16 protein-coding genes are annotated in these 14,070 nt (G+C 35.7%); 2 read left to right on the forward strand and 14 right to left on the reverse strand.

The features are described from left to right. The first annotated feature begins 13 nt into the window (after positions 1-13). Positions 14-265 (forward strand): hypothetical protein, encoded by a 252-nt coding sequence (locus HMPREF2767_RS06970; RefSeq protein ID WP_070623415.1) that lies wholly within the window; start codon positions 14-16, stop codon positions 263-265. Positions 266-293: 28 nt separating this feature from the next. Here the strand turns inward: HMPREF2767_RS06970 and HMPREF2767_RS06975 are convergent, their stop codons facing one another. The 13 genes from HMPREF2767_RS06975 to HMPREF2767_RS07035 form a co-directional block, all read right to left on the reverse strand. After that, a complete protein-coding gene (locus HMPREF2767_RS06975) occupies positions 294-776 on the reverse strand; it encodes a DUF456 domain-containing protein (RefSeq protein ID WP_068129706.1) in 483 nt (160 codons plus the stop codon). Next, positions 777-1,982, reverse strand: coding sequence for a sugar efflux transporter (locus tag HMPREF2767_RS06980; protein WP_070623418.1), 1,206 nt, complete (start codon positions 1,980-1,982; stop codon positions 777-779). Positions 1,983-1,990: 8 nt separating this feature from the next. After that, the gene (locus HMPREF2767_RS06985; RefSeq protein WP_070458096.1) at positions 1,991-2,839 is read right to left on the reverse strand and encodes a LysR family transcriptional regulator; all 849 of its coding nucleotides are present in this window, start codon (positions 2,837-2,839) and stop codon (positions 1,991-1,993) included. Then, on the reverse strand, positions 2,829-3,371 hold the full coding sequence (locus tag HMPREF2767_RS06990) for a ribonuclease FAU-1 family protein (protein ID WP_070623422.1): 543 nt from the start codon (positions 3,369-3,371) through the stop codon (positions 2,829-2,831). Before HMPREF2767_RS06990 ends, HMPREF2767_RS06985 begins: the two co-directional genes overlap by 11 nt. Before the next feature lie 233 nt (positions 3,372-3,604). Further along, positions 3,605-5,590, reverse strand: coding sequence for a hypothetical protein (locus HMPREF2767_RS06995; RefSeq protein WP_070623425.1), 1,986 nt, complete (start codon positions 5,588-5,590; stop codon positions 3,605-3,607). Continuing rightward, positions 5,562-6,467, reverse strand: a complete 906-nt coding sequence (locus tag HMPREF2767_RS07000) for an ABC transporter ATP-binding protein (protein WP_040929524.1) — start codon at positions 6,465-6,467, stop codon at positions 5,562-5,564. The genes HMPREF2767_RS06995 and HMPREF2767_RS07000 overlap by 29 nt, the downstream gene beginning before the upstream one ends. Before the next feature lie 18 nt (positions 6,468-6,485). Continuing rightward, entirely contained in the window at positions 6,486-6,851 is a 366-nt protein-coding gene (locus tag HMPREF2767_RS07005; protein ID WP_040929525.1) for a GntR family transcriptional regulator, read from the reverse strand. A gap of 124 nt (positions 6,852-6,975) precedes the next feature. Next, complete coding sequence (locus HMPREF2767_RS07010) at positions 6,976-7,875, reverse strand: hypothetical protein (protein WP_070623428.1); 900 nt, start codon at positions 7,873-7,875, stop codon at positions 6,976-6,978. A gap of 3 nt (positions 7,876-7,878) precedes the next feature. Next, entirely contained in the window at positions 7,879-9,024 is a 1,146-nt protein-coding gene (locus HMPREF2767_RS07015) for an MFS transporter (RefSeq protein WP_070623431.1), read from the reverse strand. Positions 9,025-9,112: 88 nt separating this feature from the next. Then, positions 9,113-9,949, reverse strand: a complete 837-nt coding sequence (locus HMPREF2767_RS07020) for a nucleotidyl transferase AbiEii/AbiGii toxin family protein (RefSeq protein WP_070623434.1) — start codon at positions 9,947-9,949, stop codon at positions 9,113-9,115. Beyond that, a complete protein-coding gene (locus tag HMPREF2767_RS07025; RefSeq protein WP_070623437.1) occupies positions 9,946-10,545 on the reverse strand; it encodes a type IV toxin-antitoxin system AbiEi family antitoxin domain-containing protein in 600 nt (199 codons plus the stop codon). The genes HMPREF2767_RS07020 and HMPREF2767_RS07025 overlap by 4 nt, the downstream gene beginning before the upstream one ends. Positions 10,546-10,655: 110 nt before the next feature. Then, on the reverse strand, positions 10,656-11,843 hold the full coding sequence (locus HMPREF2767_RS07030) for a dicarboxylate/amino acid:cation symporter (RefSeq protein ID WP_070623440.1): 1,188 nt from the start codon (positions 11,841-11,843) through the stop codon (positions 10,656-10,658). A gap of 28 nt (positions 11,844-11,871) precedes the next feature. Then, entirely contained in the window at positions 11,872-12,375 is a 504-nt protein-coding gene (locus HMPREF2767_RS07035) for a GNAT family N-acetyltransferase (protein ID WP_070623444.1), read from the reverse strand. Positions 12,376-12,482: 107 nt separating this feature from the next. On the opposite strand from HMPREF2767_RS07035, the gene HMPREF2767_RS07040 reads away from it, so the two are divergent. After that, positions 12,483-12,761, forward strand: coding sequence for a hypothetical protein (locus HMPREF2767_RS07040; protein WP_070623447.1), 279 nt, complete (start codon positions 12,483-12,485; stop codon positions 12,759-12,761). Positions 12,762-12,817: 56 nt separating this feature from the next. Here the strand turns inward: HMPREF2767_RS07040 and purD are convergent, their stop codons facing one another. Next, positions 12,818-14,059 (reverse strand): phosphoribosylamine--glycine ligase, encoded by a 1,242-nt coding sequence (gene purD, locus HMPREF2767_RS07045; RefSeq protein ID WP_070623450.1) that lies wholly within the window; start codon positions 14,057-14,059, stop codon positions 12,818-12,820. Positions 14,060-14,070: the final 11 nt, after the last annotated feature.

Here is a 14,070-nt window from a genome sequence, read left to right on the forward strand (position 1 = left end):
AGAGGTGGAACGAATGTTTGAATGGATTAAACTCGGAGTTACTGTTGTTTTCATCATTTTAATGCTCGTCGTATTTTTTAAAAATAAAAACGTTACTCTTTCATTGATCATACTACTTATCGCACATTCTATTATTATATTTTCACTTCGCTTTTTTGTCGGTAACGAACCGTTAGTCGATTCTATATTAGGCGCAGTGTATTTAATTGTAATTGCTGTGTTTTCAGTATTAATATTTAGAGCGTTAAAACAACAAGACAATTGATAAAACGTCCCAATTTTGGGACGTTTTTTTAAAATACAAATACGTCTAATACGAACCATAAAATAATTAATGTGTAAACGACTGCTTTAAAAACAATCGTCGTTACAAATGCAGCTAAACTACCAAGTGCTGCCTTTAATGCTTTCGATGCATCTTTATAAATGACAAATTCTGTAAAGAATACTAAAAATAGGGGCACAAAAATAACACCGAGAGGTGGATATATAAACATCCCTAATACGACACCGATAAGCGCCGCCCATTCCCCTTGTTTAGTACCTCCGAGTTTGCCGACGTAATATTTTGTGATCGCCATGTCAGAGACAAACGTAAGTGCTGTAAATACTCCGAGTATTAACCAGAACATAATTCCTAAATTATCACCGATGAAGAACGCGTAAATCGCAGCACCGAGCCAATACATAAATATCGACGGAATGACTGGATATACGAGTCCAACATATCCAATGACAAACGATAAAACAACTAAAAGCCAAAGTAAAGCTTCCACTTAAATCTCACCTTCTCTAAACTGTGTTTTCGTGAACATAAACAATACGACAGATGTAAACATTAAACCACTGCTTACTAAAAATGCAGTATTCACACTAAACATATCTGATACAAATCCTCCAATTAAGTTTCCGAGCAACTGACCAACGACCATTGCATTCGCAAATAATGTCGATGCGTATCCTGGAAAGTCAGGGAGTAAATCTTGGAAATAACTAATTCCTAATCCAAGTAAAATTGCTAAGAAAAATGCAAGGACCACTTGTCCAATAAGTATTACCGTAAAACTCTGGAATAGACCGATCGATAGGAAGAATAACCCTCCGACGACGCCAGCAAACATGAGTAAATGTTTCGTTTCAAAACGAGACGCGATCCAACCAATCCCAATCATAAACGGTACTTCTAATCCTGCACAAAGCGATGCAAGTACTCCGACTTTTCCTCTATCTTCACCGAGTACTTCCGTCACGTATAGAGGCATATTTAGTAAATACCCCCACTGACCGACGTGTAACATTATAAACGCAATAAACGGCACGATTAGAACGGGCGCGCTAAATAATGACGGCGCTCTTTTCTCATCGATTTCTTGAATAGACAGTTCTCGCTCTGTTTTTACTGGTTTAATAAAAAGTGTCGTAATAAAGACAACACCAAATAAAATCATCGTTCCAACAAACAGCCCAGTAAAATCGTATCTCGCAATTAAAATCGACCCGATTAATGGACCAAATAAAAATCCGAAACTAAACATCGAACGTAAAACAGTATTTGCAAATATTTTTAACCTTGCGTCATTTCCGTTATCTTTATTTACAGATTCACGTGCTGATGCATATAACTGCGGAATCCCAGGTGCACCGAGTGAGAAGAATATTACGTATCCAACAACTAAAATTATCGTATCTTTGACGATTAAAAATAGACTAAACGTAATAATCTCCATAACGATAGCAACGAGTAATAAATACTTTCTATCAAATGATAGCTTATCACTAAATCGCCCAACAATTGTATTAACGATAAACGACCCAATCGCTCCAGCAGCCATAAATATACCGTGCTGCGTAATTGTTAAACCGTGCTCTCCTGTCATAAAAAGTACAAGGAATGGCGCCGTAATTGCGATTGCCATTCCGAATAAAATCATATTTACTAAAAATAATTTATAGTTCTCAATTGAAAATAACTTTTTAAACATACGAATTCCTACTTATATTCTTCATCTAATAATTTTAAAAACTTTTCCACTTGCGGGAGTTCTGCCATTTGATGATCGTACGCGACATACGTCGAACGCGTCAATGGTACGTGGTCAATTTCTACTTTTTCAGTATGGAATTTCGATAGATCCATCGTCTTCGTAATAATCGTTGGCAGTACTGTCATCCCGACCCCTTTAAGTAATAATTCTCGGCACGTCGTCACTTGGTCAACATAGAGTTGAGGTTTATACGGTTTATTAAAACTCTTTTCAAAAAATTGTTTTAACTGGTTAATATACCAAGGATCTGCTTGAAACTCGATGAGCGGTTCGTTTTCAAGCGACTTATTTTTTGATGCAACTAAATAGTGCTCATCTGTAAATAATAAACGATTTTCCAAATTTAATATTTTATTGCCACGTATAATCGCTAAATGATATCGATCGACGTTATCAATAATTTTTGAAGACGATCCAATCTCAAGCTGTATATCAACGTTCGGATATCGTTTTAAAAACTTCTCGAGTAACGTCGGCATAATCATATACCCAAGTAACGACGCCACTCCGATTTTTAATTTACCTTCAACTTTGTGTTTATTAATATGAATGTTTTCTTTTAGTAAGAGTTCTGTTTCAACAATTTGTTTCGCGTGCTCGATAATCTTCTCACCAGCACTCGTCTTAATGAGTTCTTTTTTTGTGCGGATAAAAATCTGTACACCCCAGTAATTCTCGATCGTCTTTAAACGTTGACTCACAGCAGGTTGCGATATATATAACGCTTCAGCTGCTTGACGTAACGTCTTTTCTTTATCGAGTGTAACGAGTAATTCATAATCATCAAATCTCATTTTCTCTCTCCATCATTTCATACATAAACTGCCCGCTTTTAACGACCTCGTCAAACTGATAGTCTATTAAACGCTCGACGTCTGATGCAATTTTATAGGCAAAATCTCTCTCTTCTGGTGTGACTTTACCGTATTTTAACGCACGAATGATATCATCTTCATCGACGAGTTCGCTTCGGCCATCTGGTAGAGCTAGAACATCTAAATATAGATCTTCTCTTCTTGCTCGCCCGAGTTCTAACGTGTTTGACTTATTTATATCAAAATAATATTGAACAGGTTCATCATTCTCATCGAACATTACTGTAAGACTATAATGATCGCCTTCCCCCATCATTGTAATCCACTTATAATTATCGTCTGCAACTTTAATCTTTTCACCAACAATCGTCACAGTCAGTGGATGATACACTGAATGAATGTAATAGCATCCGATGAGAACCTTTTTACCTTCATATGTTGTTAATACTTCTTTATAGTCGGAATGTCTAATTCGGCGCCAGTCTTTTTTATTTAAATACTTTGTCTTCATCGCCTCATCTCCTTCTATAAGTATACAAAATTTATATCGTTAAAGTATAACTTAATACATTAAAAAGGAGAACCTTTCTGCTCTATAGCTATGTTTTTTACGAATATTTTAGTTGAAACAATGGTGTGCTGCAATTTGGGTAAAACTAACACACGAAACAACCTATCCCATCCCGAAATTTTACGTATGAAAAACTAAAAAAGACTGTAGACAATGTCTACAGTCTTAAACTTTTACTTTACAACTACTGATAATTCAACATACATTAGTGAATCTCCGTCGTTGTAGTGATCTCCGATAATGTAGAGTGTATCTCCTGACATATCAAAGTTCATCTCGTTTAGTTTATTAAATTCTTCTTCTTTGTCTGCTTCAGCCACTTCGACGAAATCGTACTTTTTAGATACTTCACTGTACGGCTTCGTTTTAATATCATTAAATAGTTGCTTCACATCATCGACTTTATTTAAATCGACTTTATATAACATATTTCCACTGTAACCATTAAACTCATAATCGTGTTCTTTCATAAATGACTGAAGTGCTTTGTTGTATAGTGATGTCAGACCGGAATACGCACTAAATACATTGTAATTCGTGTTCACTTCTATATTAATAGTTCCTGTTTCAGTATATATGTTAGATTCTGTGTCGATGTTGTTCATCTCATTTTGATAACCTTTAGCTAATACATTGAAATCTTTTAATGATATCTCTTCTGGATCAAACATCATACTACCAATTGTCATTGTAGAGATTGATTCAAACTTCTCACTTTTTACTTGATATAAAAAGTCTTTGTCTTTACTAAACGATGGTATATCTGAATTGATAATACGCTGCCCGACGTCGCTTGATGCACTGATTTCTCCAAATTGTCGCGACACTACTTTACCATTTTTTAGTAAGTACGAAATTGTAACAGTTGGTGCGATTTCTTCATTATTTCTACCTGAATCCGTGCGTACAATTTCACTATGCAGATCACGCACTTCTTTAATTTTATCTGCTTCGATATCGAACGTATAGTTTTCGTTAAACTTGTCTGAGTCTTCAACGTTGACATTGTGAATGCCATTTCCATCGTTATAGTTTACACCTTTAATGTCTGATTCATTCGGTATATAACTCGTATAACGATCCCAGTAAACAAAGAATCCAACTAAGAATAATGCGACACTGATTAGTGTAATCATCGCTTCTTTTAATCTGAATTTGATGCGCACTGTGTCTTGAGTAAACATAAGTACAAATACGTATGTGACGACTGCACTAAACGTAATGATTAAGATCGATAACGTTCTGTAATCTGGTAAAAGTAATGATAATACACCACTTAATAGTAACATTCCGAGAATCGATAGTAATACGACGAGTACGTAGTACATAAATTGATAGTTAAACGGTTGGTTGACGCGCTCGTTACGTCTAATTTTATATAGATAAGCACTACCGACGAGTAATCCGATAATTACGATTAACCAAACGATGAACGAACTTCCACCAAATCCGCCTTCGCCAAATGCTTTAAATAAGTATATGACTATACTTGTGTTTTCCATCGGTTCAAGTAGCGTTCTAAATCCACCAGCAGTGTATAGCATAATACCGTCAAAGAATGTCGCTGCATTAAATACAATCGCAAACCATAATACATAAGGTACAAACATCATGATGAGTATCATTTCGATATGAAGTGTGATTGAGTTTACGAACATTCCAGCAAACACACTGATAATAAATACCATTACTTGAGCAATTAGTATAAATAATAGCCAAACAGCGATATGCTTCATTGAAATTGATATACTGATAAATGATTTTTCAATCATGATGACGAATGCTGTAAGTAGTGTCGGCACTAAAATTGCACATACACCAACAAAAATTCCGCTATTAAAAATCGCGAGTCGCTTAATTGGAAGACTGTGGATAAAATCATTCGTGTCCGCATTGTTTTTATAGTTATAAATTACGATCGCTAAAGTCGCACTGAAAATAATAGAAATAATTAAATGAGCATGACCATACAAGAATAATACATTATCATTCCCAAAAGTCGTTCCATAATCTGCAGCACCCATATTCAGTGATGATATATATATTGGTAACGGTAATGATAGTAATGATAATAAGAAATATCCGACCGTTAACCACATCACTGAACTCGTAAAGTTTTTAACGAGTACTTTATTCAACAATGATGTTTTCGATTGCATATCCTGTCTCCCCCATTTCATAAGCGAACATCTCATCTAACGTAATTGGTAAAATATCGTACATGAGTGGTTCGTATTTTGAAATATTAACTTCGACATTTTTAATGTCACCTTTAATAATTGCTGTAATCACACGCCCTTGAATAGAGTGTTGAACGACGTTTAACTTTTTGTAGAACGATTCGTCTGGTAACTCTTTAAACGCGATTTGTAGTTTACAATGCGTATCTTTCATATCGTGAATACTGTTTGTGTACAGTACTTTTCCATCATGCATAATAGATATCGCATCACATATGTTTTCCATTTCGAGTAAGTTATGGCTCGATAAGAATACTGTTAAGCCGTAACTTTCAACGTCTTGTAAAATGATGTTTTTAATTTGTCTTCGAACGATTGGATCTAACCCGTCAAACGGTTCGTCGAGTAATAGTACGTCTGGTTTAGATGAAAACGCAAGTATAAATGACGCTTGACGTCTCATCCCTTTAGACATTTCATTTAATGGTTTTTTCGGATTTAACTTAAAGTAACTATACAGCTTTTCAAAACGTTCGTCGCTCCAGTTACTGTAAAGTGTTTTATAATGATTTGCCATTTGCATTAACGAAAATCCACTAAAGAAAAATGGCATATCTCCTATAAAAATTACGCGGTTTTTCACGTCTAGGTTTTCAAAAACAGGTGCGTCATCGAATAGCGCTTCACCTTCATCTGACTTATAAATACCTGCTAATATTTTTAAAAGCGTCGTTTTACCTGCTCCGTTAGAACCGATAAGCCCGTGTATCGTTCCACTTTTGACGTTTAAGTCAACTTTATTTACTGCAAGTTCATCGATAAAACTTTTGCTGAGCTTGTGTGTATTTATGTTCATTTACTTAACCTCCTATATTTATACTTCGCAACGGTCGACAGCACGTTTGATATCTTCTTTAGTTTCATTCATATGTAATAGCTCGAGTACCACACGATTGAAACTTCCATACAGTTCTTTAATGTATTGGTTATTTTGAGTGTCATCGGCCATTTCTTGTACGTAACTTCCTTTTCCTGGAATCGAGTAAATGTATCCTTGTTGCTCAAGTTCACCATAAGCTTTTTGAATCGTATTCGGACTGATTGTCAGTTGACCCGCAAGCGCCCTTACTGATGGCATCTTTTCATCTGGTAATAATACTTGTTTAATAATCATTTCTTTTATATGATCAATCAACTGTTCATATATTGGGGTATCTTTTGAAAATCTTAAATCGAACATATTGCACCTCCATCTAACTGTCTCAATTAATATGATACAGTTAGTTTTAAAAAATTACAACTGTATTACTCAAATTAATACAGATATTTTTAAAATAAAAAATAGAAGTGGTAATCCACTTCTATTATTCTGGATTATTTTTAATATTTTCTTCAATAATCGTATCGTTGATAATCATTTCCATTTGATATATACGGCTCACTAAACCGTGAAGCGGTGCTTGAGTGATTGCATATATTGGCCATGGTAATGCAGGATCAAAATCATGTAATGCCATAATGAATGATTTTTCGTGTTTTAACTCTCTAAATTCTAACCAACTGTCACTTCTTTTAGCTAAACGTCCTCCGACGACGTCAAAAACGATTTGCCTTTCAGGTGTGTTTTTTCTACGCCTTAATGTGAGTAATGGTGTTCGAGATGTTTCTATCGTCATGTGGATTTCATCGTCAACAGACTCAATTTTAAACATACCGAAAATAATTTCGTCGAGCCATTTAAAGTAATATTTCATAACTCCTTCAAGCGTCCAACCTCTCGGTATTTCAGCGCGCTGTGCACTGCGCATCGTTTTGTTATGAGAGTTATTATATTTTAAACTTTTACCGAGGCGCTTCACTCTCGTATCAGTCGTTATCACGTTAACGTCATACGATGTCAACGTACGCTTCACGTCTTCATGTAATATTTCTTCTGATATATAGATAATGTCTTTCACACCATTATATTCGGCTGCACGGCCGACGTTATCTGCAATGAGTTCAAAGAATGTATCGAAACGCCCTTGTGTGATTTTACTGAACCGCATTATTGGATCTTCAAAAAATATAATTAAATCCATCCCTCTAATCGCTTCAACCATATGTTCTAGTTTATATGGATTTAAATAGACCGGGTGAATTTTATCTAACGTTTCCGTATCTTCTTTGCTCATAAACGAATACAGTTCATTTGTATCTTTTAAAGTGTCATACAGATTTCTACCAATTTCTCCGTAAACACCAATGAGTAATATCTTTTTCATGCGTTACACCTCTTTAAAGTTTATACCTCTATCGAGTACTGCAAATACTACTAAAAACACGATTAATACGATTGCCATGCTGAAAAATGGAATCGTAAACTGTTCTGTAAAGTACCCAGCAAGTGTAGAACCAACAACTGATCCAACTGAGAAGAACGCATAAAATATACCGTTCGCTTTCCCACGTTCACTCATCGTCGTAAATTGGCCGATTAATTTATTCATCGATGGGAATACGAGCGCATATCCTATTCCGTATATACCGAGTGCTGCGTACAACATGCTCATACCTTGTCCAAAGTGAATGAGAATCATCGCAAGCGAAATAATGACGAGACCGATTTTTATTAATCTGTTTACAGCGACTCGGTTAAACATATTATTTAACGGAGATCCAAATACGATTACAGCTGTAATTCCAAACACACTTAAAAGCATCCCTGTCACTCGATCATCTAATCCGAGCGACATCGTTTTAATCGGTAACGCAAAAGATAAAGCACCCATTGACGTCATTAACGCTAAAGACGAAATGTATGCAATGACTAACGGACGTCTCGTAATTAACGTCGTCCATTTCGTCTCATTATATTCCCTTCTCGACTGTACAGTTGTACTTTCTTTAACCGCAACAATCGTAAGTAAAAGCCCAACTACATACACAAGTGCTAGTACTAAGTACGTGTTTGCGTATCCATACATACTTGAAAGAATACCTCCTGCTGCAGGACCGAAAATCGCAGCGAGTCCAATCGAAACACCAGTTAGCGCCATCGCTTTACCGATCGCTTCACGTCTAGAAATATCTTGAACTAAACTAAACGCAGCCGGCGTAATCATACCGCTCGTAAATCCGTGCACGACGCGAATACCAATTAACACACCAATCGTTGGCGTCGATATATATGAGCTAATAATTAGTACTTGTAGAATCATTCCAAGAAGAAGTGTTCTCTTCCTACCAAATCTATCCGAAAAATATCCACCGAGAACGTTACCGAGAACATTCGTTACAGAATACGCTGCAACGACGACACTCGCCATAAACTCACTTGCACCAAGTTCAAGCGCGTACGGCGTAACGATCGGGAATTGAACAAACAAATCTAAAAAACATATGATAATAATGACATATATTAACTTTCTCAAACTAAACCTTCCCTACATTTATATAATAGTTCTATTATATTAAAATAGATGTATAAAGTCATGGTGTGGGGTTGATAACGGTGCACTTCTAAGATATCTTCTGCAAAACTTCTTCTAGTATTTCTATTACTTCAAAGAACTCAATGTCTCCTACATATGAGTTATCATTGATGTAATTCACCCAATTTCTCTTTAATTGTGAGTCTATTTTAATATCATCTGTAATCTCTTTAGATTCTTGTATAAGCATCACAGAGTCTCTTTGCGAAGAGGTATTTTGAATCGCAATTTTAAGAAGATCAAAATTAATTGTCTGCTGGTACAGCTTATACAATACATATACATCGTAAAAGTCTCTCATTCTTGTTGTTGCGATATTCCTGCGTATAATTGTTTCAATCTTTTCTGCTAAAATCGTTTCTATTGGATATGCCATTATATTAATATAGCCGCTATCAAACATTAATGGATATTCATATAATTGTTCTTTAGGAGTAATAAAATCTCCGGTAGTAATATCTAGCTTCATTGGATTATTGATTTTTCCAAGGTGTGCCATGATACTGATACGATAATGTTCATAGTCATCATTTTCTCTGATTTCTGATATATCTTTTAAAGAAAAAGTTATTCCATCATCAGTATCCTTTTTTAAAATTTCCTTCATCATACTTGTTATGCTATCTTTATTTACGGCCATTCCTTTGATTGTAACGTCCATATCCATAGTTGTTCGACTCTCTATTCCAATTAACGAGGCAATTAGCAATCCACCTTTTATAATAAAAATATCACGATACCTTGATTTCTCTATTCTTTTTAAAACTCTTTCAAAAAAGTACATCTGAAATACTTCTTGTGGTTTTAAATTCTGTTGTTTTGCGATAGTATTTACAATACTCTTAACCTGAGCACTCGTCTTCATTGGAGCACCTCTAAGTATTGACGTATTTCGTTTTCTACATTTAATATATCTGCATATTTTATTAGTTCTCTTACATTAATTTGCTTATTCGAAAAGTATTGTTTTATTGCATGAGTGAATGTTTGAGAATCAATTTTATCTTTATTCTTTACAACATCACATATTGTGCGCTCGATATTATAAAGAATTATTTCTCCTCCAAAAGGGCTTCTTCCTTTCACTTTTCCAAGATTAAGCACATCTTTTTTCACATAATGTACTTTGAGGTTTTCATGTCGTTTTTTTAATCTAGAAGCATTATACCCTTGAGGTACAGTAATATGGATGTGTGAAGGAACTCTATCCGATAAATCGTGAAAATATAAAGCCGTATGATAAGAATAAACAACCCGGTCACTTGTCTTTTGTAGAAGTACATACTCATCTATAAATTCATCTTTTAGAGCATATATACCATGTGCGATTCTATCAATTTTATTTTCATTTGCTAAATATGATAATTTAAATCGATCAATACCATGTTGTTCTGCTTCTTTAACGTATATGAAGCCATCGTCTTTTGATAGTTGTTCTAATATGTATCTATTTTTGTTCATGATATCCCTCATTTCACTTTCGTGCTTTAATTATATAATTTTAAAGTACATTTGTAAATTGATTTATCTCATCAAAAAAACGCTCCTGACTTTATCAGGAGCGTCGAACGTTATTTTTTACTTAAACTTTGGTCATATGCATCGATGATACCTGCAATAGCACCATCACCTGTGATGTTTGCTGCAGTTCCAAAGCTATCTTGTGCAATATATAATGCAATCATTAACGCGACTGCCGCTTCGTTGAAGCCTAAATGTGATACGAGTATTCCACTTGCTGCCATTACTGCGCCTCCTGGTACACCAGGTGCTGCTACCATCACGACACCAATGAGTAATACGAATCCGAGCATTTTTAACAGACCAGGTGTATCGTATTCTGGTAATACACTCATTACAGCAATAGAACATGATGTAATTGTAATTGCTGAACCTGATAAGTGAATGTTCGCTCCGAGTGGGATAACGAAGTCTGCGATTTTGTCACGCACACCCATCTCTTTTGCTTTTGGTAGTGTGACTGAGATTGTCGCTGCACTACTCATCGTACCGAGTGCTGTTACGTATGCTGGAAGCATTGTTTTAATCATCTTAAATGGATTTTTACCAAGTAATGATCCTGCGATTGTGTACTGAACTGTAATCCATGTCCAGTGGAGTAAAATCGCAATGAGTAACACAACTCCAAATACTGAAAGTGTTCTAAACACCGTTCCTGTAGATGCCATTCCTGCAAATACCCCAGCAATGTAGAACGGTAAAATTGTGATAACTACTTTTTCGATTAAAAATTCAACGACTTGTTTACCGTCGTGTATCCATTGTTTCATCGTCTCAGCTTTGATGATATTAATGACAATACCAACTGAAAACGCAAGTACTAGTGCCGTTAAAATATCAAGCGGTGCCGGGATGTCGAACTCTAACAGTGGTCCGAGCTCTGTTCCTTCCTCTTGAAGTTGTCCACCTTTAGTGACGATTGGCATTAAGAATTTAGCAACGATAAACGCTAAAATCCCTGCACCAATTGTAGAGATGTATGCAACTCCTAACGTTGCACCTACAACTTTTCCAGCACCTCGTCCAATAGATGAAACTCCGTCAGCAATAAAGAAAAATATAATTAACGGAATTAAAAAGAATATAAACGATCCGAGAATGCTTTGCATCGTGATGAATAATCGTGTCACGATTTCCATAATGCTGTGGAACGTTGTACCATCTGCCGAGAAGTAATAAATTGAACCAACGATAATTCCGGCGATGATTCCTGAAAATAACTTAATAAGTAATTTCATTTTTATCCTCCTACTCTTTTTTTAATTTCTAAAACACCTTTTCGTATGCAACGTACCATTCATTTAAATTGTTATGAAGGTTTAGTTTGCCTCTGTACTCGTATCCGCGCTTTTCGAATAGACTTTGCATTGGAAGGTTATTTAGATTGGTGTCCGTATGGACACCGAGATACCCTTCATTTTTAAAGTGCGTTTCAACTTCGTCAAATAGTTTCGATGCGATACCTTGCCCTTGTGCTCTTGGGTCGACTGCTGCTCTATGAAAAGCAATACTATCTAATCTCGCCAGTTCCCATGGGATATCGTCGTACTCATACGCATGATGATTATCTGCAACTATAAATCCGAGTACTTCCCCATCTTCTTCATAAATATATAAGTTTTCGTTCTCTATGTCATTTAAAAGCGTGTCACGTGCTGGATAACTTTCGCTCCACTGGTTGTTTCCGCTTTCTTTCATCAGTATAACAACGGCATTTTTTATTGACATTATGTCGTCAATATCAGAATTTTTACCTTTTCTTATCCCCATTTTCATCTTCCTTATTAAAATCAGTGCTTTAAAATATTTCTTATACATGATATTATACAGATATATATATCAAGTTTGAAGACAATTTTAAAAAAGGCGGTGCCTAAATGTTTAAGTACGATAAAGACACAAAACCGTACCACATTAAGAATTTTATTTTTTACATTTTTGCTTTTATTGTTTTGGGAGCGATTTACTACTTCGCATTCCTACCACCATTACTTGACGCGACAAGCGGAGAATTCTTTAACGAATTTGGATTTAGACAGTTTGTTGGAAGTCTTTTCTTCCTTATCTTATTCGTCTTACCGTTCGCTTTAATTTACGGCGCGTTTTATCATTTTAAAGGCTTTACTGATAAAAATGTAAGAGCACATCAGAAGTAATTATTATTGATTACATAGTAATATCCTCTTAAGTAATAAACTTAAGAGGATATTTTTTATGCTTTATATGCGATATCTTTTCTATAAAAGAAATCTGATGATTCGTATTTCACTTTAGATAGTGTATCATATGCATTTTCTTTAGCTTCTTCGATTGTTTCTCCGCGTCCAATCGCAAGTAATACACGGCCTCCATTTGACTCATATGTGTCACCGTCTAAATGCTTTAGCGCACTGACGTAAATATCAGACATCGTATCTTTTTCGATTATGATCTCTTTTGCTTTCTCATAATCACCTGGATATCCTTCTGAAGCGAGTATGACACCAACCGCATATTCATCTCTAAACATGAGTTCTAAATCATTCTTTTTGTACATAGCTTCTAACATATCTACAAAATCTGTTTCTAATAAGTCGAGAAGAATCTGTGCTTCTGGGTCACCGAATCTTGCGTTATACTCGATTGTTTTAACCCCGTCTTTTGTAATGATGGCACCGAGATAAAGAATCCCGAAATAATTTAATCCTTCATTAACCATTGCATTTACCGTCGGACGTACAATTTTCTCTACTGCTTCATCGATTGTACTTTGCGAAATGTAATCTACAGGCGCATATGCACCCATTCCACCAGTATTTGGTCCTTCATCGTTATCAAATGCACGTTTATGGTCTTGTGCGATAATGTTAAATGGCGTGAACGTATCACCATTTACTAGGACCATTAAACTAAATTCGTCCCCGTCTAAAAATTCCTCAATGACGACTTCGCCGTCCGTTTCCATAAGTTCATCGAGCGCCTTCTGTGCTTCGCTTAAATCTTGAGCGATGATGACACCTTTACCTGCTGCAAGTCCATCTTTTTTAATGACGATTGGAAAATCACCATTTTCTAAGTACGTTGTTGCTTTCGCCTTATCTGTGAACACTTCGTAGCTTGCTGTTGGGACGCTGTATTTTTTCATTAAGTGTTTTGTAAATGATTTCGACGACTCCATTTGTGCTTCATTTTTTCTAGGACCAAATACTTTTAAGTTAAATTTGTCCTCGAGTCTATCTACAATGCCTTCAGATAATGGATCTTCTGGACCAACCACAACCCATTCAACATTATTCTCTTTACAAAACTCACCAATTTGGTCGAACTCAGAAACTGGGATCCCTTCGACAAGAGTCGCTTCCGTCATGCCGTCATTCCCAGGTAACGCAAATACTTCATTTACTCTATCTGAGCGATTCAATGCACGCACAATCGCATGCTCTCGCCCACCGCTTCCAATAACTAAAGTATTCATAAATTATTCTC

The sequence above is a fragment of the Nosocomiicoccus sp. HMSC067E10 genome, assembly GCF_001810835.1.
GTDB lineage: Bacteria > Bacillota > Bacilli > Staphylococcales > Salinicoccaceae > Nosocomiicoccus > Nosocomiicoccus ampullae_A.